The organism is Paenibacillus sp. JT22N15 (genome assembly GCF_059383755.1).
On sequence record NZ_JBXENV010000022.1, the window covers coordinates 70,783 to 96,693 of the forward strand.

The window sequence follows — 25,911 nt, forward strand, 5'->3', positions numbered from 1 at the left end:
ACGATAAGGCTGGAGGTCATTCATTTCCTTCATCATTCATTTCTGTTAACAATCTTAAATCGGGTCCTGCTCTGTCTGGGCCGGCGCTTGCCCGCCATTAGCAGAAGCGGTGGAACGCAGCACCTTTTTCATATTTTTCTCAAATTTAGCCCGCGGTATTAATACACTGTGCTTGCAGCCTACACATTTAATGCGAATATCCATGCCCATTCGAATCACTTCCATTTCATTCGATCCGCAAGGATGCTGCTTTTTCATCTGGACGACATCGCCAAGCTCAAATTGCTTACGCTCCATTTCTTTCTCCGCTCCTCTCATCGCGATGATAGGTAACCATGCGTGGATACGGCGTATCCATACCGTTCTCAACCAGTGCTTTCTTCACCTGCAAATTAATTTTTCTGGCCAGCGCATGCTGCGTATTAGGCAAGCATTCCGCTATAATACGGATTTTCACTTCCGTTGCGCCCATGAGCTGAATGCCGAGCACCTCCGGCGGCTTCGCAAGATTTTCATCTTCCAGCTTATCTACCGTTGCTTGAATAATGCTCGTTGCCCGATCTACATCTTCCTCATAACCGATCGAAACGTCCACGACGGCTACAGAATTCCGCAAGGAGAAGTTCGTCACCTCATTAATCATGCCGTTCGGAATGATGAAAATCTCCCCTGTCCAGCTCAGCAGCCTAGTCGTCCGCAATCCAATAACCTCGACCGTCCCTTTGAACTGTCCAGCCTGAATGACATCCCCTACAGCAAACTGATCCTCCAAAATAATAAAGAAACCCGTAATAATGTCCTTCACCAGGCTTTGCGCGCCAAACCCAATAGCCAAACCGACGATTCCGGCACCTGCTAGCAGCGGCCCCAGCTGAATGCCCAGCTCCGACATCAACAGCATGCCGCCAATTAGATAGCAGACGTACATGACGATATTTTTGAGCAGCCGTCCTACCGTGACCATCCTTCTAGTCTGCATCGGCAAACGACTCGTTTGTTTATTTGATAATATACGATCAATCGATTTGTTGACAATCCATATAAGCAAATGCGTAATAACAATAATGAGCGCTATGCGAATCGCAGATTCACCGAAACGCTGCCATGTCTCTATATTCGTCAACCACTCCATGAAGTTTTTGTACATGTTTAGTGTTTTCAAGAGCTATTTCCTCCTACAGATTCACTTGTTCATATCCCGAACGAATAGGTTTAAAAATCCCTCTTATTTCAACCTTCTCTGACACAATGACCTGCTGCACTGTCTCCAAATCATCCTCTGGAAAATGAATGGACAAGGCGCAGCCCGCCGTAATCTCTTTAGGGGTCGGACAAATATCTATTTCAATTTCTGCATATTCGAGCAGCATTTCCGCTCGCAACGCCTGCTGTGTGGAATCAAAAGCAATCAACATAAGCCACTTTTCTCCTCTCCCTCTTTTTACGCAACGTAATCAGTGGGTTTATGACGTATAAAATGGTTGTCCTATCCATATACTAGATAACATATTAGCTATAACGGAGGGATTCTATGAAACTTTCTTTTTTGAAAGAAGTGCCGTTGAAAGTTCCGCATACCGATACCAACGCCATGACGTTAATCGTAAACCGCCTCTCCCTTATGCTCAACGAGCTTGCAGGCGCCAGACCGCTCATCATTGTATGCGTGGGCACTGACCGTTCAACGGGCGATTCGCTTGGCCCCATTATCGGAACCTCTCTCGCAAAATACAACAGCCCTTACTTTACTTTATACGGCACGCTGGAAGAGCCGGTTCACGCGATGAACTTGACCGATACACTGGCACTTATCCATCAAAACCATCACAATCCATTCATCATTGGCATCGATGCTTGTTTAGGACAAGTTTCCAGCATCGGCTCTGTTCATATCGGGACGGGTCCGGTACGCCCTGGCGCCGGCGTTAATAAGGAGCTCCCGCCTGTCGGTGATATGCACATAACCGGTATTGTGAATGTGGGCGGTTTTATGGAATATTTCGTGCTGCAAAATACTCGTCTGCATCTTGTCATTAAGATGGCCGACCTTATTGCTTTCAGCCTTTTCTCCGCTATAATGGGCAGCAATCGTGTTATGCTTCAGGCTAGGGAACAAGCTGCATCAGCCGAATGATCCAGTCTCCAGCTTTTGGCTCATCCTTTTTATTTCGCTTTAGCAATTGCCTGCAGCTCTTCCGGTGTTAACGGATACGTTGATTGTCCGGCCTCTAATGGCTTGGCATACACATATGCACTATCCCTGCTATGAATACTCGACACGACGACTCCGTCTTGCGCCGCATTTACAATCGCGATGGAGAAGCTAAGGTCGCTTCCTTGCTCCGAGAATGCATTATAGCGAATAACACCCAAGCGTCCCTTCTCCTCAAGCTGGCGCCGTTCCAGTTGTTCCAGCTTCGCCTCTACTACTCTCGAATGCCTGGCATGCTCGGCTATTTCCTGCTTCAACCCAATAACGACTTCTTCAATGTTCGTAATACCCGTATCACCCATAACCTCTACGTACTGCTTGCGTAATTTTTTAAGCCTTCTTCCAAGCCTTATGACCCAAATTAAAATAATAAAAAGCAGCACTACCAGCAATGCCAACAAACCGAATAAAGGGTTGTTCATCCAATCATTCATGTAAACCTTTCCGCCCCCAGAAATAAATCAAATTTTATATTGCGCACGTATTTCACGCACCGCATCAACGAGCGCACTCACTTCCGCTTCCGTTGTAAAATAACCCACACTCGCTCTAACCGCTCCTGTAGCCATCGTACCCGCACTGGCATGGGCAAGCGGCGTACAATGAAAGCCCGCACGTACAGCGATTTGATAATGCTGGTCCAAAATAAAAGACATCTCCGAAGGATCAACGCCATCCGCTACAAAAGAAACCATGCCGGTCCGCTGCTCCCCAAGCCTCGGTCCAAGCAGCCTGATTCCTTCTACCGTGGATAACCCCTCCATCATCTGCTGTGTAAGTGTCCATTCCTTAGTATGGATTTTATGAACCGTCTCATTCAGAACATATTCTACGCCTGCCTTCAAACCTGCCAGGCCGGGTGTGTTTTGCGTCCCTGCTTCATATCGATCCGGACGCACATAAGGCTGCTCAGCTGCCTCAGATTGACTTCCAGTTCCTCCATGCAGCATTGGGACAAGGTCTAGCTCCGGATGGATGTACAAGCCCCCTGTGCCCTGTGGGCCGAGCAACCCTTTATGTCCAGGGAAAGCCAGCATATCAATTCCCATTGCTTCAACATCAATTTCCAAAATCCCCGCACTTTGAGCCGCATCCACTAGCAGCTTTACACCTCTTTGGCGGGTTAGCTCGCCAATCTCAGCTAAAGGAACAATGGTTCCGAGCAGGTTTGAGCTATGACTTACGATAACAAGCGTCGTCTGTGGCATAAGCGCATCTCGCACTTGATCTACCGTTATGTTCCCCTGTTCATCTGCCTCAACATAGGTAACCTTTATCCCGAGCGACTGCTTTAGAAATTCTAACGGCCGTCTTACGGAATTATGCTCAATCCCAGTAGCAACTACATGATCGCCTTCTTTTATATACCCTTTTATCGCCATATTCAAAGCGCCTGTTGTATTCCCTGCAAAGGCAATATCATTAGGGTTTCTCACCTTAAACAACTTAGCTAGCTGCTTTCGTGTATCAAACAACACACGACTAGCACGCACAGCCATGCGATGACTGCCTCTCCCCGGGTTAGCCGCGTCATGCATCATAGCATGCTGCACCGCTTCAATAACCGAGTTAGGCTTCGGCCATGATGTTGCAGCATGATCTAAATAAATGATTTCCTCACCATTAGCCTTCATCATTCATCCACTCCCACCATCACTTACGTGTCTTCTCATAACAATAGCATACCTTAGTTTAATCTTCAGGATCAAAGATTACACCTCGGGTATGCTATCTTATCAAGACTACGCCATGTATTGAAGCATCTCCAGAAGCCGTTCCAAGTCCTGTTTATTATAATATTGAAGCTCAATTTTACCTTTATCCTTTTGCTGCTTAATTTTCACCGTTGTTTTGAATCGTTCTCTGAGCGACTCCTCTAAACTTTCAATATAAGGATCACGTTTTTTCGCTTTGCTTTTCGCTTGTTTGCCATCATTGCTGTCCTCATCCTTAAGTGACTCAAGCTTTTGAATCGCTTCCTCAAGCTCACGTACGCTCCAGCCTTGATTGATAATGAGTTCAGCCAGTTCCAGCTGCACCTTTAAATCTTTAATGCCTGCAAGAGCCCGAGCATGTCCCATGGAAATTGTTCCACGTGAAACATTATCTTTAATCGACTCTGGCAATGCCAGCAATCTTACAAAGTTAGCAATATGCGATCTGGACTTGCCTACTTTCATAGAAAGCTCTTCTTGAGTTAATTTGAACTTGTCCATGAGGTTCTGGTATGCTATCGCCACTTCTATCGCATTCAGGTCTTCACGCTGCAAATTTTCAATCAGCGCAATTTCCATAACTTGTTGATCCGAGAAAGATCTTACAACTGCCGGAACGGTCGTATTGCCGCAAAGCTGCGAAGCTCTGAAGCGACGTTCACCCGCAATAATCTCATAGCCCTTCATTACAGTACGAACAATAATCGGCTGAATGACACCATGCTGCTTAATCGATTCGGCCAATTCTTTTATCGACTGCTCATCAAATGTTTTTCGTGGTTGGTAAGGGTTCGGCCGCAATTGTGTAATTGCAACTTCAATGACTTTATCATCATCGTTTACCGAAAGCGATGGAATAAGCGCATCCAGACCTCTACCTAGCCGCTTGCTCATACGTAATCACTTCCTTCGCCAGTTCAAGATATACTTCTGCACCCTTCGATTTTGGATCATACGTAATGATCGCTTGTCCATGAGAAGGCGCTTCACTTAAACGCACATTACGTGGAATAATCGTCTGGTATACTTTCTGTTGAAAATATTTCTTCACTTCTTCAATAACCTGAATGCCCAGATTCGTTCTGGCATCAAGCATCGTAAGTAATACACCTTCAATTTGCAGCGTCGTGTTTAAATGCTTTTGCACCAATCTTACCGTATTCAGCAATTGGCTCAAGCCCTCCAGGGCATAATATTCACATTGAATAGGAATGATGACCGAATCAGCAGCAGTCAAGGAATTAATCGTTAATAAACCCAATGATGGCGGGCAATCGATTAAAATGTAATCAAACTGATCCTTTAATAAATGCAGCGCTTTCTTTAAACGAACTTCTCTGGAAATAGTTGGAACTAATTCAATCTCCGCCCCAGCAAGTTGAATGGTAGCAGGGATAATTTTCAAGCCGGGAATTTTCGTATCAGCCAACGCTTCGTGTGGGTCGATATCATTAACAAGCACATCATAAATACAGCTTTCAACATCTGCCTTATTAATACCTACTCCGCTAGTCGTATTGCCTTGCGGATCAATATCAACAAGCAGTACCCGTCTGCCAAGCGTCGCGAGACAAGCACCCAAATTAACTGATGTCGTCGTCTTGCCGACGCCACCCTTCTGATTCGCTATTGCTATAATTTTAGACAAGTCTTTCACCTCTATACTCTGTGTAAAAGCTATTAACAAAGAAGCAATACAAGCGGTAACCGTCCAGTAGCGGGACATCGCCTAGTAGTAATATTAGCATAAATGGATTCGCCGCCCTCAGCAAGCAGCGAGGACGGCAGCAGTTAAATCTATTATCGCATTTAATAGTATCTACATGCAAATGAGGATTTGCGAGCCCCTTTAACGAATCATACGCTTAACGTTTAGGAATGTGAATCACAATTTCATAATGGTCCTCGTGATCCTTCTCATTTGTCTTAATTTGCAAGCCTGAGCCTGACACCATCTCGATAGACTGTCTAATCGTATTAAGAGCAAGCCGAACATCTTTCGTAAAAGATACCCGCTTCGCTTTTTTGGCTTTAACCGTTTCATTCAGGAAAGCAATCCGAATTTCCGTTTGCTTTACATTGAGTTCTTTGGAAATAATCTCTTCCAGCACTTGAAGCTGAAGCTCTTCAGTAGGCAGAGCCAGCAATGCCCGTGCATGACGCTCGGTAATTTTACGCTCCATTAACGCACTTTTAACTACCTCATTAAGTGCCAGCAATCTTAGTTTGTTGGCAATCGTTGATTGGCTCTTGCCCAATCGCTGCGCCAAGCTTTCCTGCGTCAATTGATGCAGCTCAATCAGCTTCTGATAAGCAACAGCCTCTTCAATAGCCGTTAGATTTTCCCGCTGCAAATTTTCAATTAATGCGATTGATGCCGTCTGCGAGTCATTAAACTCACGAATAATGCCTGGTATCGTATCATAACCAAGCTTCGTCACAGCACGCCATCGGCGTTCTCCCGCAATAATTTCATAGCGGTTGTTCCGCATTCGCACGACGATAGGCTGAATAATGCCATGCGTCTTAATCGTCTGGCATAACTCATCAATTCGTTCATCATCAAATATCGACCTCGGTTGAAATGGACTCGTGTCGATTTCATTAACCGGAATTTGTTTAACCTCTTCATTATTGTTGCTGCGTTGGTCATTCAAACCAAACAAACGAGAAAGTTGTTCTTTCATTTATCCACTACCACCCGATCAAGAAACGGCCCCATCAGCAGAGCCAGCTTCAAAGATGTGCTGCCAAATAACAGTCTTGCTTGTATTCTGTTCCACTTCAATCGAGACAATCGGAAAATTTACAGACGGCTACAAATGATTTTGAATGCAAGGTGAAACGGCTGTCTCCGTCCTTGGCGGAGCGGCGCGTTTCATTCCGAGAAATATAGAGATAGGATAACCAAATTATATACTTTCCTATATTTCAAGCGTAAACGGCTGCGTCGTCCTCTGACGGCAAAGCTGCCGTTTCGAGGGTGAAATATAAGCCAATTATAAGGGTGAACCTTATAAATTCTTATCCTTTTAAAGGAAAATAATCCATCTGCCCCACTAACGATTTAAGACTTGCGCCTTGAAACAGCTAGCAGATGTTATGTGCCTTGCTTATCTATGCTAACGAATAAGGTGAATCGGCTGTCTCCAACCTTTGGCGGCGCGGTGCGTTTCATTCTAGAAAATATAAGCAGCATATAGCAAAACCTTATGCCTGCTCCTATTTCAAAAAATGTGTGCTGCTCTGCAAAAATACAGCGCATCCTGCTAATTTGTTCTCTCTATTATTTCTACTTGCGCCTAAGTATTTCCTGCTTGACAGCCTTGAATGCCAAATAAAAATACAAGCAGAAATTTGGAAATAGTAAGCAATGTTTCACGTGAAACATCCTAAACTTACCATTTCCATTTATCTGCCTCAATCTTAAAATCTATAAATTGGATCCTTTAAATCTTCTTTATAAAATAGGTTGTTTTAGCGGTGTTCCCGCCTTACGGGGATATTTGCGCGGAGTGGCTTCACGTTTCTCAATCAGCACAATATGCCGTTCGGATTGTTCAAATGGTAAAGTGAAGCTGTGCTCGGAACGAACAGCAGCTTTCAGCTCCTTCAAGCTGGTCCCCGCTTCCCGAACCTCTTCCTCACTTTGCGAACCTTTCATCGCTGCGAACAGACCGCCCTTGCGTACAAATGGCAAGCAAAACTCATTCAGTACATTCAGCCTGGCAACCGCTCTTGCTGTTACCAAGTCGTATGCATCGCGATGGCCTTGCAGTCTGCCGATATCTTCGGCACGGCCATGAACACAGCTGACATCGTCAGCAATACCCAGCTGCTCTGCTAAAGCATTAAGAAACTGGATACGTTTATTCAAGGAATCAACAATCACAATTTTCAAATGCGGAAAGCAAATTTTAAGCGGAATGCTCGGAAAGCCTGCACCGGACCCGATATCCGCTATTTTGCTGACTGCTTCCATATCGATAAAAAAAGAAAGGGAAACCGAATCATAAAAATGCTTTTCATATACGGCTTCACGCTCTGTTATACCGGTCAAATTCATACGTTCATTCCATTCGACCAATAAGCGATAATACGTATCGAACTGATCGAGCTGATGCTGGGATAAGGCTATTCCCCGCTCCTGCATCAGCTTTGGAAACCACTCTATCGTCTGTTCCATCGTTTGTTCTTCTATCCTCTCGCCGCTACAACGCGGTTATAATGCTCCAAATAAACGAGCAGTATGGAAATATCGGCTGGTGTTACGCCAGCTACCCTGGAAGCCTGACCGATCGACAACGGTCTGATATCCGACAGCTTTTGCTTCGCTTCCGAAGCAAGTCCCTGCACGTCGAAATAATCGATATCATCCGGTATACGCTTCTTCTCCATTTTGCTCAATCGTTCAACCTGCAGCAGTTGCTTCTCGATATATCCAGCATATTTAATTTGAATTTCGACCTGCTCCTTCATCTCCTCTGTCAAAGCAAGCTCTGAAGGTGTGATGCTTTCCAGCATCGCATACGTAATTTCCGGACGGCGAAGCAACGATAACGCATCTACTGTAAACGGAATTTCAGCTGATTCCGCAGCTTTTAATACGGGCTGTGCTTCTTCTGGTTTCACTTTTGTTGTACGCAATCTTTCAATTTCCTGCTCAACCAATGCTTTTTTATTCAAAAAGCTTTCATAACGCTCTTCCGAAATCAAACCAATCTCATAGCCAATTGGCGTCAATCTCAGGTCAGCATTATCATGGCGAAGCAGCAAACGATATTCCGCTCGGGAAGTCAGCAAACGATAAGGATCATTCGTTCCCTTCGTTACAAGGTCATCGATCATTACGCCAATATAGCCCTGGGAACGTGCAATAATGACCGGCTCTTTCCCCTGCACTTTACGGGCAGCGTTAATGCCGGCAATAACACCTTGACCAGCCGCTTCCTCATAACCGGAAGTTCCGTTGATTTGTCCAGCTGTGAATAACCCGTCGACAACCTTTGTCTCCAATGAAGGCCAAAGCTGTGTTGGAACGACCGCGTCATATTCAATCGCATAGCCATTGCGCATCATTTCAACTTTTTCCAATCCTGGGATTGATCGTAAAATGCCCAATTGGACATCCTCCGGCATGCTTGTGGAAAGTCCTTGTACATAATACTCCGACGTATGCAGACCCTCCGGCTCCAGAAAAATTTGATGTTTTGGCTTATCGGCAAAACGTACAATTTTATCCTCAATCGATGGGCAGTATCTTGGGCCTGTGCCTTCAATTGCTCCCGAGAACATTGGCGCGCGATGCAAATTATCGTTTATGATTTTGTGCGTTTGCTCTGACGTATAGGTCAACCAGCAAGGAAGCTGCTCATTATTAGAGGAAATTGTCTCATGCGAGAAAAATTTCGGCTGCTCATCGCCCGGTTGAATTTCTGTTTTTGAAAAATCAATCGTATCCTTGTGTACGCGTGGCGGCGTACCAGTTTTGAAACGTACCAGCTCGAAGCCATGCTCCTTCAAGCTTGCAGACAGCTTCAGCGACGGCTGCTGATTATTTGGTCCGCTCTCATACATCAGCTCGCCCATAATGATTTTGCCGCGCAAATAGGTGCCTGTTGTCAGGACAATCGTCTTCGAGCGATAGATTGCGCCTGTTTTTGTCACAAGCCCCACTATCTTGCCTTCCTCCACCATCAGCTCCTCCGCCATTCCTTGTCGCAGCGTCAGCTTAGGCGTCTCCTCAATCGTCTTCTTCATTTCATGCTGATAGGCGAACTTATCAGCTTGTGCGCGAAGCGCGTGAACCGCAGGCCCTTTGCCTGTATTCAGCATCCGCATCTGGATGAAGGTTTTATCAATATTACGGCCCATTTCGCCGCCTAAAGCGTCCAGTTCACGTACAACATGCCCTTTCGCCGGTCCGCCAATCGACGGATTACATGGCATGAAGGCTACCATATCCAAATTTATCGTCAGCAATAGCGTCTCACAGCCCATACGCGCTGCCGCAAGCGCAGCTTCGCTGCCCGCATGCCCCGCACCGATGACAATAACGTCATATTGCCCTGCTTCGTATCCCATTCCAAGTACCTCCCAAAGCGCTGCTAGCCTGATGGATGTTCGTCCGGAGGCTATTGACCGCTTATTATTTGCCCAAACAAAATTGCGAAAAGATTTGATCAATCAATGAATCTCCGACGGCATCCCCAAGAATTTCACCGAGCGACTCCCAAGCAGAGCGCACGTCAATTTGCATCACATCAATCGGAATGCCTGCTTCTGATGCCTCAATACCATCAAGCAGCGACTGCTGCGCCCGTTTCAATAAAGCAATATGCCGCACATTGCTGACGTAGGTCAAATCGCCGGAATCCAGCTTGCCTTCGAAAAACATCCCGCTAATCGCCTTCTCCAAATGATCCAGTCCCGCTTCCTGCAGAACCGACATGCGGACAATTGCCTCCGGGCTAAAGCGCTTCTCGATTTCTTCCATGTCGAGCTTGCCTGGCAGGTCGGTTTTATTAATGACCAATACCACTTGGCGTCCCGCCATACGGTCCAGCAGTTCACGGTCATCGGCATGCAGCGGCTCATTATAATTCAGCACGAATAAAATAAGATCGGCTTCCGCAAGCGCCGTATGCGATCGCTCTACCCCAAGCTGCTCGACAAGATCGCTCGTCTCGCGAATGCCTGCTGTATCCAGCAGCCTCAGCGGGATATTATTAAGCGTGACATATTCCTCTATAACATCACGCGTTGTGCCGGGAATATCGGTCACAATCGCTTTATTTTCCTGCGCCAGCATATTAAGCAATGATGACTTGCCCACATTAGGCCTGCCGACGATTGCCGTCATAATACCTTCTCTTAATATTTTGCCTTCATTTGCTGTTTTTAAAAGCTTAGCAATTTCATCCAGCGCAATTTGGCTTTGATCACGAATATAAGCAGTCGTCATTTCCTCGACATCATGCTCGGGGTAATCGATATTTACTTCAATATGCGCCAGCAGCTCAATGACCGTCTGCCGGAGTGCTTTAATCCGCTTCGACAGCAAGCCTTCGGCCTGCTTGCGCGCAATGGAGAAAGCGCGATCCGACTTTGAACGAATAAGATCGATGACCGCTTCCGCCTGCATTAAATCGATGCGCCCGTTCAGAAAGGCCCGCTTCGTAAACTCCCCAGGCTCAGCTAATCGCATATCTTCCTGCATCAGCACAACATCAAGCACCTTCTTAACCGCCACTACGCCGCCATGAGCATTGATTTCCACAACATCCTCGGCTGTAAAAGAACGCGGCCCACGCATAAGCGTCACCAGCACCTCTTCAATCTGCTCGCCGGTAGCCGGGTGAACGATATGCCCATAATGCACCGTATGGCTGTCTGCTTCACGCAGATCCGTTCGGCTCTGAAATAGCGCAGCTGTCCCCGCAATAGCATTCGGGCCGCTAATGCGGATAATGGCAATGCCGCCCTCTCCAACAGCGGTTGAAATCGCGGCTATCGTATCTTGTATCATTGTGTTCAGCACCTCTCAAATGGAAAAACAGCAATGACCATGGGAGCCATTGCTGCGAATCTGTTCTACCTTTATCACTTCAGTGCAATGACAATCCGCCGATGCGGCTCATCACCTTTACTGTATGTTTTCACACGAGGATGATTTTGCAGCTGGGAATGAATGACCTTCCGCTCATGGGAAGACATCGGCTCCAGCACCACCTCTTTTTTCGTGCGAATCACTCTGCCCGCAAGGCGCTCTGACAGCTCTTCCAGCGTCTTGCGCCGGCGCTCGCGAAAATCCTCTGCATCAAGTACGATACGAAGATGACTGTCCGAATAGCGGTTTGCCACAATATTAACCAAGTACTGCAATGCATCGAGCGTCTGCCCGCGCCTTCCGATTATCATGCCGAGATCTCCCCCGCCTGAAATCGAAAGCTGCGTGCCTTCCCTCGTCTGCTTGCGTTCAATGGATACATCTAGTCCCATTGTGCTCGCCACTTCCAGAAGGAACTGCTCAGCTTCACTTGTTGGATCAGGAATAAGCTCCAGTTCTACTTTCGCTTCTTTCACGCCGATCAAACCGAGGAATCCTTTGGACGGCTGCTCAAGAACAGCCACCCTCACACGATCCTCAGCCACATTTAATTGTGTCAAACCACTTTGTACAGCCTCTTCTACCGTTTTCCCTGATGCAACGATTTTCTTCATTTCGCGAGGGCCCCCTTACGTTTACCCTTACCTTTAGATTGTTTATCGTTGGTGCCTGTATCGTCATTGCCTTTTTTGTCAGCATTGCGCACATACAAGAAATAGTTTTGAATAATTGTGTAAATGTTGCTGTAAATCCAGTAAAGCGGCAGAGCTGCTGGGAAATTAATCGCCATGACGAAAATCAACACTGGGAAAATGGCAAGCATCGCTCCCATACCAGGCATTGTTTGCGTCTGCTGCTTCTGCATCATCTTCGATTGGATGAAAGTTGTCGCCGCGGCGATAACCGGAAGAATGTAATAAGGGTCCTTCTCCCCTAACTGCAACCACAAGAAAGCATGCGTACGCACCTCAGGGTTCATATATATCGCATTATAGAGCGCGATAAATACAGGCATCTGTACAATGAGCGGCAAGCATCCTGCCATCGGATTTACCTGATTGGCCTGGAACAGCTTCATTGTCTCTTCCTGCTGCTTTTTCGGGTCATCCTTGTATTTCTTCTTCATCTCAGCGATTTGCGGCTGCAAAGCCTGCATAGCCTTCGAACTGCGATATTGCTTAATCGTCAGCGGCAAAATGGCTGTTCTTACAATAATGGTAATGAGCAGAATGGCTATGCCATAAGCACCGCCGAACCAATCTGCGAACGTATCAAGCGTAAGCGCAAAATAATAAACGACATTTTTCTGCCAGAAGTTTCCCTTAAGCAAATCCTCTGTACTCGTCGTTTGAGCTACCTGCGAACCGCAGCCTGCAATGACTACCACTGCCATTAGCATGCCTAAAACAAAAAGCCATTTACGGTTTTCTTTCCGAAACAACATGAAAACTCCTCTCTTGAGAGCCGATGCTTCGCCTATCCAGCATAAACGGTTTCGTCGCCATTCAGCACAAACTACGCAGTTTCGCATGAGATAAATCTGCATCGTTACAGACATATTTCTTATACCTTCTCATCCTTTAAACTATACCATAATTGGTAGGACAAAAGAAAGGAAGGTCATGAGGTATTTTCGGTACCTATGTAAACGTTTTTCTAATATGTTCAAGGATAACCATTTCTATTATTCAGGAGCTTCTTTTTCTACGCAAAACGGACGGTTTCCAAAGGACAATAACTCCTTCTACGCTTAGCGTTTAAGGAGCCCGGCCTTCCTTAACACATGCATAATGCTTTTTTCCAGTTGGCTCGTCTCCATCGCTACTGCAGGCTTTCTTACAATAATAATGAAGTCGACCTTTGGAACGATCCGTGCCTCATTGAGCCTGATGATTTCTTTAATGACACGGCGCATCCGGTTGCGAACAACCGCATTGCCGATTTTTTTGCTTGCTGAAATGCCCAGTCGGAAAGGCTCCGCCACAGGCTGCTTCGACCAATATACGACGAACTGCCCGTTGGCGAACGATTTGCCTCCCCGGTAGACCCGGCCAAAGTCGCTACGGTTACGCAGACGCAATCTTCTTTGCACGACTCCATTTCACCGTTCTTTCCTTAATATGTTCAAAAGTATCGTGGGCAAGGCAAAAAAAAAGACCACCCGACGTGGTCTTTTGCTTATGCGCTAAGAACTTTTCTGCCTCTTTGACGACGCGCCGCCAAAACTTTACGTCCGTTTTTCGTGCTCATCCGTTTGCGGAATCCATGCACTTTTTTACGTTTGCTAACATTCGGTCTAAATGTAGGTCTCATTTACTCTGCACCTCCCGTACTTCTTCTTAAAAAAAACAGGTAGTTCAATTAAAGCACGTACCCTTCGGAAAGTCAACTCACCCTGCGCCTTTCAGACAAGAAATCGAAAGCTGTGGATAAATGAATGAAATCGGCGATTTTGCAGAAAATGAATAAGCTGTGCACAACTTTTTCAGCCGACTTACGAACTTTGTCGAAATCTTAACAAGATATAAACAATATCTAGTGTTGTGCGCAACTTTTATACACAAGCTATTGAATATGTGGATAAAATCTTCGAATCCGTTGAAATACAAGGGATCTTTTGCTATGATGGATATGTTTTATATGTGGATACCTTCCCTTTATCCTCAATCTTATTAACAGCCTGTGGATAAAAATGTGAACAAGTTAATCCCCTATTTATAACTCAACCGTTTTCATTTCTTCATATTGTGGATGTTTTCCTTGGAAAAATGACATTCATTCGACAGAATATGGCTTAATTGCGCCGTTTCGGCGATTTTGATAAGGAGTGACGTCTGTGGACAGCCATGCTTATGATATATGGCAGCAAGTGTTGTCAATTATTCAGACGAAGCTGAGCAAGCCAAGTTTTGATACTTGGTTTAAGGCAACTAAGGCTTCGTTCGTGAATGATACTTTGCTTGAAGTTACGGCACCGACAACATTTGCAGCTGAATGGCTGGAAGGCCGTTATACAAAACTAATTCGCACAACCCTGTTTGAATTTCTAGGCAGACAGGTCGATGTGCGTTTTTCCATTGAAGAGGCTCGAAGCGCTGAACCGGCAGCTATGATGCCGCCCAGAGCAATGGATGTGCCCGTCGTACAGGAAGAAAGCCACACGCATGTGCTGAACTCCAAATATACGTTCGAGACATTCGTTATCGGCGCCAACAATCGCTTTGCCCATGCGGCATCGCTTGCGGTAGCCGAGGCACCGGCCAAAGCGTACAATCCGCTGTTTCTCTACGGCGGCGTTGGCCTTGGAAAAACGCATTTGATGCATGCGATCGGCCACTATATCAAGGATCACAACCCCAATACGAAGATCATGTACATCTCGTCGGAGAAATTCACCAATGAATTTATTAACGCGATTCGTGACAACCGTGGGGAAAGCTTTCGCAATAAATACCGGAATATCGACGTTTTGCTTATTGACGATATTCAATTTTTGGCTGGTAAAGACGGGACGCAGGAGGAGTTTTTCCATACCTTCAATGCGCTTCATGAAGAGCGCAAGCAGATCGTCATCTCCAGCGACCGCACGCCGAAGGAAATTCCGACCCTGGAGGAACGCCTTCGTTCCCGCTTTGAATGGGGTTTAATTACGGACATCCAAGCGCCTGACCTGGAGACGCGAATTGCCATTTTGCGCAAGAAGGCCAAGGCCGAAAATCTCGATATTCCCAATGAAGCGATGGTTTATATCGCTAACCAGATCGATACGAATATTCGTGAGCTGGAAGGCGCCCTGATCAGGGTTGTCGCCTACTCCTCGCTCATTAATCAGGATATTTCCTCCCATTTGGCAGCCGAAGCGCTCAAGGATATCATTCCTTCAAGCCGGCCGAAGCTGATTACCATCAACGAGATCCAGCAGAAAGTCGGGGAGTTTTATGGATTGCGGCTTGAGGAGTTTAAAGCGCGCAAACGGACGAAAGCTGTGGCCTATCCGCGGCAAATCGCCATGTACCTCTCTCGCGAGCTAACGGACCACTCGCTGCCGAAGATTGGCGAAGCATTTGGCGGACGGGACCATACGACGGTCATTCATGCCCATGAGAAAATTACGCAGCAGCTTAAAATTGATCAGGACTTGTACAAAATTTTGCAAAACCTGACTGAAAAAATCAAAAATCATACGTAAGCCGTTAAGCAGGACAATTTGCGCTGAAAAGTTATCCACTTTTATACGGAAAACGAACACAAGCCTATGCACAGTCTATACACATGTGGATAGGCTTGATCTATCAGCACTTGTCCCGCTTATCCACATATTCAGGCCCCCTACTACTACGACTACTAAAAATCTTTAAAAAAACATCATCCATAAGCGGAATAAGACATTCGCGGAACATCCACTATGATTCGCTATGTCTCCCTGCGGATATAGGAGAGAAATTATGAAATTAACGATTTCAAAAAATGAACTAAACGATGCGATCCAGCAGGTAGCGAAAGCAATCTCCTCCAGACCAGCCATCCCGATTCTCGGTGGAATCAAAATAGATGTAACTCATCAAGGTGTAACCTTAACGGCAAGCGATACTGAAATATCTATTCAAAGCTTCATCCCGGTAGAACGCGATAATTTATTTATTGCACATGTGGATAAACCGGGAAGCGTTGTTCTCCCTGCTAAATTTTTTGTCGAGATTATTAAAAAGCTGCCTTCCGATAATGTTGAAATTCAGGTTGGCGCTCAGTTCCAGACAATGATCCGCTCCGGCTCCTCCGACATCCAAATGGTCGGTCTTGATCCTGAGGAATTTCCAATTTTGCCGTCTATTGAAGAAAATGGCTTATTTCAAATGCCAGGCGATTTGTTGAAAACGATGATCCGCCAAACGGTACTAGCCGCTTCCACCAATGAGCAAACCGCCGTATTGACTGGCGTATTATGGACGCTTAACAATCAGCAGCTGAAATTTATAGCAACGGATCGCCACCGTCTGGCAAGCCGCAATGCGCATACCGAAACCGATCCGGAATATCGCTTCTCCAATGTCATTATTGCTGCAAAAACGCTGGTCGAGCTGTCAAAGCTTGTCCCTGAGCAAAATGCCCTCGTGGATATTGTCGTCGCCGACAACCAGGTCATGTTTAAGCTTGGAAATGTGCTGTTCTATACACGTATGCTTGATGGCATGTATCCGGATACTTCCAAGATTATTCCGCAGACGTACAAAACAGAACTTGTCGTCGATACCAAAAATTTGATGGATGCGATCGACCGTGCTTATTTGATGTCGCGTGAAGAGAAGACGAATATTGTTCGACTGATTACGCTTGATGACAATTCGATCGAAATTTCTTCAAGCTCGACCGAGCTTGGCCGCGTAACCGAGCAGATCGATGCCAAGAAATTTGAAGGCGAGCCGCTGCGCATTTCTTTCAACTCCAAGTTCATGCTCGATGTGCTCAAAGTAATTGACAGCGAGCAAATTTTCATCGGCTTTACAGGTGCTATGAGCCCGATTATCATTAAGCCGACCGATCATTCGTACAACATGTACGTAATTTTGCCTTACCGGACAACAACGTAGCAGCCTCGCGAGAAGGCTAGCGAAAGATATGAATAGAGCTCGAGAAGAGGAAGGTGGGCAAGCCACGATGAAGGAAGTTGCCATTCGCACCGAATATATTCCGTTGGGGCAGTTTTTAAAGCTATCGGATTGTATATCCACAGGTGGACAAGCTAAATTTTTTCTGCAGGAGAACAAGATTACGATCAACGGCGAGACGGATAACAGACGTGGACGCAAGCTGTATGTCGGGGACCGTGTCGAAGTAGAAGGCTTCGGCGTCTTTACTGTTACCGGTTCATAACGATTAGCTAAGGACCGGGAGGGGCAGCAGACGTGTTTTTAAAAAATATTCATTTGCAAAATTACCGCAACTACGGACAGCTTGAGCTGGAGACGAGTAATCAGGTCAATCTGTTCGTCGGTCCGAACGCCCAGGGCAAGACGAATTTGCTGGAAGCGATATTTGCGCTTGCCCTCACCAAATCGCACCGCACGTCCAAGGACAAGGAGCTGATTGGCTGGGAAGCGGATTCGGCTCGCCTGCAAGGCATGGTAGACAAGCGCTATGGTACGGCGCAGCTTGAGCTGCTGCTGTCGACGCAGGGGAAGAAAGCGAAAATTAACGGGCTCGAGCAGCGCAAGCTGAGCAACTTCATCGGGTCGCTGAATGTGGTCATGTTCGCGCCGGAGGATCTCGAAATTGTAAAAGGCACGCCGGGTGTACGCAGACGGTTTCTGGATATGGAAATCGGTCAGGTGCAGCCCGGTTATTTGCATACCCTTCAGCAATACGGCAAGGTGCTTGTACAGCGCAATAACTACCTGAAGTCTGCATCTCCTGGCTCCATGCAGCAGACGATGCTGGATGTATGGAATACACAGCTTGCCGAGCTAGGTGTTAAAATTATGAAAAAAAGGGAACACTTCATACATAAACTGCAGCGCTGGGCTGAGCAGATCCATTCTGGCATTACGGCTGGCAGCGAACAGCTCACGATTACCTACCGTCCATCGCTTGGCAGCGGCGAGCCGGAAGATGAATCTGTTTTATTTGAGCAATTTATGATAAAGTTAACACAAGTGAAAGAGCAGGAGATTCGCAGAGGGATGTCGCTCGTTGGGCCTCATCGCGATGATTTGGCCTTTTTTATTAACGGCAAAGAGGCATCTGTATATGGTTCCCAGGGACAGCAGCGCACAACCGCACTCTCGCTAAAGCTGGCAGAAATTGAGCTGATTGCTGAGGAGATTGGGGAATATCCGCTGCTGCTTCTTGATGATGTTCTGTCTGAGCTTGACCAGCACCGGCAGACGCAGCTCATAGAAACATTTCAGAGCAAGGTGCAGACGTTCATCACGACAACCGGGCTTGAGAGCGTCAATATTAGCAAGCTGCAGGACGCTTGTATCTATAATGTGCGTGAAGGCCAAGTGACGCGCGGATAAGCGCAAACGATCGGGAGGCGGGGGAGCATGTATATCCATTTGGGCGGCGAGAAAATTATTCGGGCTGCCGAGCTGGTAGCCATTTTCGATATATCCATAGAGCAATCCTCCAAGTTATCCAAGCAGTTCGTTGCAGGCGCTCGCAAGCGCAAGGACGTGGAGACGATTGGCGAAGAGGAGCCGAAATCCATCGTTGTGACGAAGCAGAAAATCTATTATTCGCCAATTTCATCCTCCACCTTGAAGAAGCGGGCTCATCATTTTGTAGCGAATGGCTGACAAGGGCCAGAATAACGTGTAGCAAGAGCAGTTGAGAGGAGCAGTGAGCATTAATGTCTTTGAATCCGCAGCATACGTATGACGAGAGTCAGATCCAGGTGCTAGAGGGACTGGAAGCCGTCCGCAAACGCCCTGGTATGTATATTGGCTCCACAAGCAGCAAGGGACTCCACCATCTCGTATGGGAGGTTGTCGATAACAGTATCGACGAGGCGCTTGCTGGCTATTGTAATCAAATTGATGTCACGATTCATGAAGATAACAGCATTACCGTAGTCGACAATGGACGTGGTATCCCTGTCGGCGAAAATGCCAAGCTGAAGAAGTCGACGCTTGAAGTCGTCATGACCGTGCTTCATGCCGGCGGTAAATTTGGCGGAGAAGGCTATAAAGTTTCCGGAGGCTTGCACGGGGTCGGCGTGTCTGTCGTTAATGCTTTGTCGGAGCGCGTAGTAGCAACCGTCAAGCTTAAAGGGAAGATCCATCAGCAGGCGTATCGCCGCGGAGCGCCAGAATCGGACATTCATGTCATCGGCGAGACATCGCCAGAAGATACAGGAACGACGATTAACTTTAAGCCGGATCCAGAGATTTTTACGGAGACGACGGTTTATGAATACGATATTTTGCAGTCCCGGATTCGGGAGCTTGCTTTTCTAAATAAAGGAATTCAAATTTCGCTGACGGATGAGCGTACAGGGATGACCAATACGTTCAGATACGAAGGCGGCCTTAATGAATTCGTCCAGTTTTTGAACCGCAACAAGGAAGCGCTGCATGAAGCGCCGATTTATGTGGAGGGCTCCAAGGATCATATCCAGGTGGAATTAGGCCTCCAGTATAACGACGGCTATAGCGAAAACATTTATTCCTTCGCGAATAATATTAATACCCATGAGGGCGGAACGCATGAATCCGGCTTCAAAAGTGCGCTCACGCGGGTTATCAATGACTATGCCCGCAAAACGAACTTGCTGAAGGACAATGATTCCAATTTCTCCGGCGATGATGTGCGCGAAGGCTTGACAGCGATTATTTCGGTCAAAATTCCCGAGCCGCAATTCGAAGGACAAACGAAGACAAAGCTAGGCAACAGCGAGGTTCGCGGTATTGTCGAATCGCTGCTTGCAGAGAAGCTTCAGGAGTTTCTCGATGAGAACCCGGCTGTATCCCGCAAAATTGTAGAAAAAGGCCTTCAAGCTGCCAGAGCACGGGAAGCAGCGCGCAAAGCGCGTGAGCTGACGCGCCGTAAGAGTGCGCTTGAAGTCAGCTCGCTGCCAGGTAAGCTAGCGGATTGCTCCTCCAAGGATGCGGCAATCAGCGAGCTGTACATCGTAGAAGGTGACTCGGCCGGTGGTTCGGCTAAGCAAGGCCGTGACCGTCACTTCCAGGCTATTTTGCCACTGCGTGGTAAAATTCTGAACGTTGAGCGGGCAAGACTCGACCGTATTCTCGGCAATGCGGAGATTCGGGCGATTATTACGGCGCTCGGAACAGGCATCAGCGAGGACTTTGATTTGGCGAAGGCGCGTTATCACAAAGTCATTATTATGACGGATGCCGACGTTGACGGCGCGCATATTCGTACCCTGCTGCTGACGTTCTTCTATCGCTACATGCGCAAAATTCTCGAAGCGGGCTATATTTATATCGCCCAGCCGCCGCTCTATAAAGTCGAGCGCAACAAGGTCATTCGTTATGCGCAGAACGAGAAGGAACGTGATGAAATTATTGCTGAGTTTGGTCAAACCGGTAAAATTAACATTCAGCGCTACAAAGGCTTGGGCGAGATGGATGCTGTCCAGCTTTGGGAAACAACGATGGATCCAGAAAGCCGTTCCATGCTTCAAGTAACGATTGATGACGCCATTGAAGCCGATACGATTTTTGATACGCTGATGGGCGACAACGTTGAACCGCGTCGTAACTTCATCCAGCAATATGCTCTAAGCGTTAAAAATCTCGACATTTAGCTTTCCTTGGGATCGTTAATTGCTGAATCATTTAAGTACAGCGGCATAGCTTGCCGCTTGAAATTAAAAATAGTCGTTTCTAGAATGCGTTTTTGTACGGGGCTATGCTCACAGTATGAAGATATGCACTAGTGGCGGCTATTTTCTTTTGTACCGGCCATAGGCAACGGCGTATCGATATATTTTTTTAAACACGGACTTGTCAGGAAGCTTGCGAAAAATAAACGGATCGGGACAAGTATTGACCTCTAGTATCCATGGGCGCAGCTTCGTATCGATTGCAATATCGACACCGATTTCTTTTATTCGCGGATAAGCCTGAAGCATTTGGTGAACGATGGATAGGCTAAGCTTGTTCAAACGCTGTCTATACGCTTGCTGTTCAGATGTTGACAAATGACCATTCATAAGCTGTTCAAATGGCATTGGCGTGCCGCCGCTATGGTAGTTGGTGACGATTTTTGCGGGATGGGCGAGACGGCCGATGATGCCCGTCGCTTCCCAGCTGGCTTTCGGATTTTTCTGCACCATTACGCGGATATCAAAGCGCCGCTTCTGATGGCGAAGCAGGAAGATCCCCCTTTGGATGAGGTAGCGTTTGCCTACTTGATAGCGATAAAGGCTGTTGTACAATTGGTCGAAGGTAGCGAACGTGCGAACTCTGGTTTCAATCTGGTATCGGAAGCCTCGGCCAGGAGCGGCATACTGCTCGACCCGAATGACTCCTTTTCCAAAGGTGCCGTTGACGGGTTTCACATAAACCATGCTGTACTCGGTGAGCATTGCGAGCAGATTTTCTTTGCTGAACAGCTCGGTAGCAGGCATGTATTGGCGCAAATGTTCGGAGCGCAGGAGCACCTGCGTTTTAGCCCATTTGCTAGTAACGCGCTGTATAGACAAGCTTGATTCCCCTTTCTTTAAATCACTGCCTGAGCCTATCGATTCTTATTCCGGCAGGAGACAGAGTTTAGAATGAGTGGTATAATAAAAGTTGGATTTGTTTAGTTTATGGCAATCGGAGCGTAACGGAATACGGTGTTTAACCTATTTTTTCGTCTATGTTCGTGGAATTTAGGTTTAGTATCGTCTTATTTAAGAAAGAACTAGAGAGACAATGATGTTTACAGGTTTGCAGATAGACGTCAGGGAGGTAAAGCATGGCGGAAGAACAATATTCGCAGATTAAAGACCGTGATATTGGCACGGAAATGCGCGATTCCTTTATGGACTATGCGATGAGTATTATCGTAAGTCGCGCATTGCCCGATGTAAGGGATGGACTCAAGCCTGTTCATCGCCGGATTTTATTCGCAATGTCGGAGCTTGGGATGTCACCGGACAAGCCTCACAAAAAATCCGCAAGGATTGTAGGCGAAGTTATCGGTAAGTATCATCCTCACGGTGATTCGGCTGTGTATGAGTCCATGGTGCGTATGGCACAGGATTTCTCAATGAGGTACATGATGGTAGATGGACACGGCAACTTCGGTTCGGTTGATGGTGACATGGCAGCAGCCATGCGTTACACGGAAGCTCGTCTATCGAAGATTGCAATGGAGCTGCTGCGTGACCTTAACAAGGAAACAGTGAATTTCATTCCGAACTATGACGGTGAAGAGAAGGAGCCTGCGGTATTGCCGGCGCGTTTTCCTAACTTGCTAGTCAATGGTGTAACAGGGATAGCTGTAGGTATGGCAACGAATATTCCTCCGCATAATTTGGGGGAAGTCATTGACGGTGTACAGGCGCTTATTGCTAATCCGGATATAACACCGCTTGAATTGATCGATTATGTAAAAGGTCCTGATTTCCCGACGGCAGGTATTGTTATGGGATTAAGCGGCATCCGTCAAGCTTATTTGACGGGTCGCGGAACGGTGACCATGCGTGCGCGGGCAACGATTGAAGAGAATGGCAATAAAGCGCGTATTATCGTATATGAGCTGCCTTATCAAGTAAATAAAGCCCGTCTCGTTGAGAAAATTGCAGAGCTCGTTCGGGAGAAGAAGATCGACGGCATTACGGATTTGCGCGATGAGTCTGACCGTACAGGCATGCGGGTTGTTATCGAGCTTCGCCGTGATGTGAATCCTAGCGTTGTGCTTAACAACTTATACAAACAGACGCAAATGCAGTCCAACTTCGGCATTAATATGCTGGCTCTCGTTAATGGCGAGCCAAAGACGCTGAATTTGCGTGAAGTACTCTATCATTATTTGCAGCATCAAATCGAGGTTATCCGTCGTCGTACGGAATACGATTTGAAGAAAGCTGAAGCTCGTGCTCATATTTTGGAAGGCTATCGGATTGCGCTGGATCATCTGGATGAGGTTATTGCGTTAATACGCGGTTCCCAAACAGCTGAAATTGCTCGTGAAGGCTTGATCACTCGATTCGATCTTAGCCACGAGCAGGCACAAGCCATTCTCGATATGCGTTTGCAGCGCCTGACAGGTCTGGAACGCGATAAGATCGAAGCAGAATATACAGAGCTTCTACAGAAAATTGCCGAGTTCAAAGCGATTCTCGCTGATGAGCAGCTGGTGCTTGCAATCATTAGCACAGAGCTCAACGAGATTAGAGATCGTTTTGGCGATGAGCGCCGTACGGAAATTACGGCTAGTGATGAGGAAATTCTAGATGAGGATTTGATTCCTCGTGAGGATGTTATTATTTCCATCACACACAGCGGCTATATCAAGCGCCTGCCGGTTACGACTTATCGGAGCCAGAAGCGGGGCGGTAAAGGTGTCGTTGGCATGGATACGAAGGATAATGACTTTGTCGAGCATCTTTTTGTATCCAATACGCATCACTACTTGCTCTTCTTCACCAATAAGGGCAAGGTGTACAAGCTGAAAGCTTATGAGATTCCTGATCTCAGCCGGACAGCACGCGGTACGCCGATTATTAACTTAATTCAAATCGAGCAGGGCGAGACGATTAATGCGGTTATTCCTGTACAGGATTTTGACCCGAATCACTATCTGTTCTTCGCAACCCGTCAAGGTGTCGTGAAGAAAACGCCTCTCGATGACTATATCAACATTCGCAAAGTCGGCCTCATTGCCATCTCGCTGCGTGAAGACGATGATCTGATTGGCGTCAAGCTGACGGACGGTCAGCAGGAGATTGTTATGGGTACGGCGGAAGGCATGTCGATTCGTTTCTCTGAAAATGATGTGCGCTCTATGGGCCGTTCGGCTACAGGCGTGAAGGGTATCCAGCTTGATGACAGCGATGCTGTTATTGATATGGATATCGTCATGAATGATAATGATGTGCTGATCGTTACGTCCAAGGGCTATGGCAAACGGACGCCAATGAGCGAATATCGCATTCAAAATCGTGGCGGTAAAGGGATTAAGACGCTTAACGTTACGGATAAGAACGGCCCAATCGTCAGCTTGAAGGTCGTTGTAAATGATGAGGATCTGATGATTATGACTGCATCAGGCACATTGATTCGTACAAGCATGGAAGGCATCTCTACAATGGGCCGCAATACGCAGGGCGTTAAATTGATTAATACCCGCGATGAAGATACAGTAGCAACGGTTACTCGTATTGCCCGCAGTGAAGAAGTGAGCGATGACCTGGAAGAAGGCGAAGCAACTGAATTTGATGCTGCACAGCCTTCAGACAGCGAAGAGAACGAATAGTTTTTATATCAGGGGAATCCAGGACATGGGGAGGGAACCGTTGTGCCAACGGTGACTTTATCACAAGTGAAGTTAGGCGATAAGATTAGTGAAGATGTCCTTACCCCTTTAGGAAGGGTGCTACTTCAAAAAGGCAAGGTTATTGCTGGCCGCGAGCTTGAAATTTTGAGAGCTTTCATTATTTCAAGCGTGGCCGTTGATGGACCAGCTGCTGCTAAAGCGTCTGAAGATGCAAAAGCAGGCGCTGACTCCAAACAAGTGGACGATAAGCCAATTGCTGCATCATCCCTGCATGATGAATATGACAAGATGCTGGTGCTGCTGAGACAAGTATTTAATGATCATGCAGCGCCGGAAGGCATCCCTATTATGGATATTCGCAATCAGATGGAGAATTTGCTGCAGCATATTAAGAACTATCAGATTTTGACGTTTGTGCCGCGCAGTTTTATGGAGCGTGATTATTTGCTTCATAATAGCATTGCTTGTGCGCTCACCTCTTATCTTATTGCGCAGTGGAACGGCTTTCCTCAAAAAGAATGGATGCAAGTTGCTCTTGGCGGCTTGCTTCATGATTTTGGGAATACGCGTATTGATCGCTCGATTCTTTCCAAACCGACTGCGCTAACCGTAGAAGAGCTGGAAGAGATGAAACGACATACCGTGCTGGGCTACCAAATGCTCAAAAATGTAGCATCTCTGAACGATGGTGCCAAGCTGGCTGCTCTTCAGCATCATGAGCGGGTAGACGGAACGGGATACCCTCTTGGCATTGATGCGGCTAAAATCCATCCATACGGGAAGATTGTAGCTATTGCTGATATTTTTCATGCTATGACCTTGAACAAGTCTTATCGTAAGGCGGTCTCGCCTTATCTAGTTCTAGAGCAGATCCAAAGCGATGCTTTCGGCAAGCTTGATCCGACTTATGTTCGAGTGTTTGTTGAGAAGGTTACGCAGTTCCATAATGGAACAAAGGTTAGGCTTAGTGATGAACGGGTAGGAGAGATCGTGTTTTCTGATCATGTGCATCCAACCAGACCATGGGTTTCCATTGAAGGATCTATTATTAACTTAACGGTAGAGCGGCATCTGCATATCAATGAGGTTATTCCATCCTAAGTATAGATGGGATAGATTAAGCTTTATAAAGCTACTATTATTGAGAGTATAGGTCGTCAAAACGTAAAAGTAATAGTAAAATAAAGCCGTCCAGAGTATGTGCTGGGCGGCTTTATCCCTTTATATATAAGGGATTCAGGGCTTTGAGGTACAAGGAAAAACACTATTAAAAAAAGAATTGATATTTTTTGAAAAAAACACTTGCAATGGTATAGGCACCCGTGATATATTATATGAGTCGCCGCTGAGACATACGGCAGACACGAACGAAACGCAAGCAAGAGAAATTGTTCTTTGAAAACTGAACAACGAGTGAAACTGCC

Annotated in this window: 25 protein-coding genes; 9 read left to right on the forward strand and 16 right to left on the reverse strand. The window is 46.6% G+C overall.

From position 1 onward, the window contains the following. Window positions 1-54: 54 nt before the first annotated feature. From AC50X8_RS30155 to AC50X8_RS30165, 3 genes are read right to left on the reverse strand one after another with little or no spacing between them, the layout of a single operon-like run. A complete protein-coding gene (locus AC50X8_RS30155; protein ID WP_494883253.1) occupies window positions 55-297 on the reverse strand; it encodes a DUF951 domain-containing protein in 243 nt (80 codons plus the stop codon). Continuing rightward, window positions 287-1,162: a mechanosensitive ion channel family protein gene (locus AC50X8_RS30160; RefSeq protein WP_494883255.1), complete on the reverse strand. Its 876-nt coding sequence runs from the start codon at window positions 1,160-1,162 to the stop codon at window positions 287-289. Before AC50X8_RS30160 ends, AC50X8_RS30155 begins: the two co-directional genes overlap by 11 nt. Before the next feature lie 13 nt (window positions 1,163-1,175). Further along, window positions 1,176-1,415 carry a putative Se/S carrier protein gene (locus tag AC50X8_RS30165; protein ID WP_494861491.1) on the reverse strand — a complete coding sequence of 80 codons (240 nt, stop codon included), beginning with the start codon at window positions 1,413-1,415 and terminating at the stop codon, window positions 1,176-1,178. A gap of 116 nt (window positions 1,416-1,531) precedes the next feature. Here AC50X8_RS30165 and yyaC point away from each other — a divergent pair, with 116 nt between their 5' ends. Further along, window positions 1,532-2,134, forward strand: coding sequence for a spore protease YyaC (gene yyaC, locus AC50X8_RS30170; RefSeq protein WP_056036050.1), 603 nt, complete (start codon window positions 1,532-1,534; stop codon window positions 2,132-2,134). 29 nt (window positions 2,135-2,163) lie between these two features. Here yyaC and AC50X8_RS30175 read toward each other — a convergent pair whose 3' ends face one another. The 12 genes from AC50X8_RS30175 to rpmH all read right to left on the reverse strand — a co-directional run bounded on the left by AC50X8_RS30175 (window position 2,164) and on the right by rpmH (window position 13,849). Continuing rightward, a complete protein-coding gene (locus AC50X8_RS30175; RefSeq protein WP_494883260.1) occupies window positions 2,164-2,646 on the reverse strand; it encodes a DUF4446 family protein in 483 nt (160 codons plus the stop codon). A gap of 27 nt (window positions 2,647-2,673) precedes the next feature. Continuing rightward, window positions 2,674-3,846: an aminotransferase class V-fold PLP-dependent enzyme gene (locus AC50X8_RS30180; protein ID WP_056036044.1), complete on the reverse strand. Its 1,173-nt coding sequence runs from the start codon at window positions 3,844-3,846 to the stop codon at window positions 2,674-2,676. 108 nt (window positions 3,847-3,954) lie between these two features. Continuing rightward, entirely contained in the window at window positions 3,955-4,821 is an 867-nt protein-coding gene (locus AC50X8_RS30185; RefSeq protein ID WP_056036041.1) for a ParB/RepB/Spo0J family partition protein, read from the reverse strand. Next, entirely contained in the window at window positions 4,802-5,575 is a 774-nt protein-coding gene (locus tag AC50X8_RS30190) for a ParA family protein (RefSeq protein ID WP_056036038.1), read from the reverse strand. Before AC50X8_RS30190 ends, AC50X8_RS30185 begins: the two co-directional genes overlap by 20 nt. A 217-nt stretch (window positions 5,576-5,792) precedes the next feature. Beyond that, a complete protein-coding gene (gene noc / locus AC50X8_RS30195; protein WP_056036035.1) occupies window positions 5,793-6,614 on the reverse strand; it encodes a nucleoid occlusion protein in 822 nt (273 codons plus the stop codon). A 773-nt stretch (window positions 6,615-7,387) separates the two neighbouring features. Next, on the reverse strand, window positions 7,388-8,113 hold the full coding sequence (rsmG, locus tag AC50X8_RS30200; RefSeq protein ID WP_056036029.1) for a 16S rRNA (guanine(527)-N(7))-methyltransferase RsmG: 726 nt from the start codon (window positions 8,111-8,113) through the stop codon (window positions 7,388-7,390). An 11-nt stretch (window positions 8,114-8,124) separates the two neighbouring features. Further along, entirely contained in the window at window positions 8,125-10,011 is a 1,887-nt protein-coding gene (mnmG, locus tag AC50X8_RS30205) for a tRNA uridine-5-carboxymethylaminomethyl(34) synthesis enzyme MnmG (protein WP_494883263.1), read from the reverse strand. A 64-nt stretch (window positions 10,012-10,075) separates the two neighbouring features. Then, a complete protein-coding gene (mnmE, locus tag AC50X8_RS30210; protein WP_056036017.1) occupies window positions 10,076-11,455 on the reverse strand; it encodes a tRNA uridine-5-carboxymethylaminomethyl(34) synthesis GTPase MnmE in 1,380 nt (459 codons plus the stop codon). Between the two features lie 74 nt (window positions 11,456-11,529). Continuing rightward, the gene (gene jag / locus AC50X8_RS30215) at window positions 11,530-12,150 is read right to left on the reverse strand and encodes an RNA-binding cell elongation regulator Jag/EloR (RefSeq protein ID WP_056036014.1); all 621 of its coding nucleotides are present in this window, start codon (window positions 12,148-12,150) and stop codon (window positions 11,530-11,532) included. Beyond that, complete coding sequence (gene yidC / locus AC50X8_RS30220; RefSeq protein ID WP_056036010.1) at window positions 12,147-12,980, reverse strand: membrane protein insertase YidC; 834 nt, start codon at window positions 12,978-12,980, stop codon at window positions 12,147-12,149. The genes jag and yidC overlap by 4 nt, the downstream gene beginning before the upstream one ends. Window positions 12,981-13,286: 306 nt before the next feature. Continuing rightward, window positions 13,287-13,628 (reverse strand): ribonuclease P protein component, encoded by a 342-nt coding sequence (gene rnpA, locus AC50X8_RS30225; RefSeq protein WP_056036007.1) that lies wholly within the window; start codon window positions 13,626-13,628, stop codon window positions 13,287-13,289. 86 nt (window positions 13,629-13,714) lie between these two features. Further along, on the reverse strand, window positions 13,715-13,849 hold the full coding sequence (rpmH, locus tag AC50X8_RS30230) for a 50S ribosomal protein L34 (protein ID WP_074904820.1): 135 nt from the start codon (window positions 13,847-13,849) through the stop codon (window positions 13,715-13,717). A gap of 523 nt (window positions 13,850-14,372) precedes the next feature. Between rpmH and dnaA the strand changes: the two genes are divergently transcribed. The 6 genes from dnaA (at window position 14,373) to gyrB (ending at window position 20,804) form a co-directional block, all read left to right on the forward strand. Continuing rightward, complete coding sequence (gene dnaA, locus AC50X8_RS30235) at window positions 14,373-15,725, forward strand: chromosomal replication initiator protein DnaA (RefSeq protein WP_056036004.1); 1,353 nt, start codon at window positions 14,373-14,375, stop codon at window positions 15,723-15,725. Window positions 15,726-15,981: 256 nt separating this feature from the next. Further along, on the forward strand, window positions 15,982-17,124 hold the full coding sequence (gene dnaN, locus AC50X8_RS30240) for a DNA polymerase III subunit beta (RefSeq protein ID WP_046234562.1): 1,143 nt from the start codon (window positions 15,982-15,984) through the stop codon (window positions 17,122-17,124). 67 nt (window positions 17,125-17,191) lie between these two features. Further along, the gene (gene yaaA, locus AC50X8_RS30245) at window positions 17,192-17,407 is read left to right on the forward strand and encodes a S4 domain-containing protein YaaA (protein ID WP_046234561.1); all 216 of its coding nucleotides are present in this window, start codon (window positions 17,192-17,194) and stop codon (window positions 17,405-17,407) included. 32 nt (window positions 17,408-17,439) lie between these two features. Further along, on the forward strand, window positions 17,440-18,552 hold the full coding sequence (gene recF, locus AC50X8_RS30250; RefSeq protein WP_056036002.1) for a DNA replication/repair protein RecF: 1,113 nt from the start codon (window positions 17,440-17,442) through the stop codon (window positions 18,550-18,552). 27 nt (window positions 18,553-18,579) lie between these two features. Next, window positions 18,580-18,831, forward strand: coding sequence for an extracellular matrix regulator RemB (gene remB, locus AC50X8_RS30255; protein WP_028608695.1), 252 nt, complete (start codon window positions 18,580-18,582; stop codon window positions 18,829-18,831). Window positions 18,832-18,884: 53 nt separating this feature from the next. Continuing rightward, window positions 18,885-20,804, forward strand: coding sequence for a DNA topoisomerase (ATP-hydrolyzing) subunit B (gene gyrB / locus AC50X8_RS30260; RefSeq protein ID WP_494883266.1), 1,920 nt, complete (start codon window positions 18,885-18,887; stop codon window positions 20,802-20,804). 138 nt (window positions 20,805-20,942) lie between these two features. Here gyrB and AC50X8_RS30265 read toward each other — a convergent pair whose 3' ends face one another. After that, entirely contained in the window at window positions 20,943-21,704 is a 762-nt protein-coding gene (locus AC50X8_RS30265) for a YheC/YheD family protein (protein ID WP_494883268.1), read from the reverse strand. A gap of 257 nt (window positions 21,705-21,961) precedes the next feature. Between AC50X8_RS30265 and gyrA the strand changes: the two genes are divergently transcribed. Continuing rightward, window positions 21,962-24,466 (forward strand): DNA gyrase subunit A, encoded by a 2,505-nt coding sequence (gene gyrA, locus AC50X8_RS30270; protein ID WP_056035993.1) that lies wholly within the window; start codon window positions 21,962-21,964, stop codon window positions 24,464-24,466. Between the two features lie 42 nt (window positions 24,467-24,508). Continuing rightward, window positions 24,509-25,588: an HD-GYP domain-containing protein gene (locus AC50X8_RS30275; protein ID WP_056035990.1), complete on the forward strand. Its 1,080-nt coding sequence runs from the start codon at window positions 24,509-24,511 to the stop codon at window positions 25,586-25,588. Window positions 25,589-25,911 lie beyond the last annotated feature (323 nt).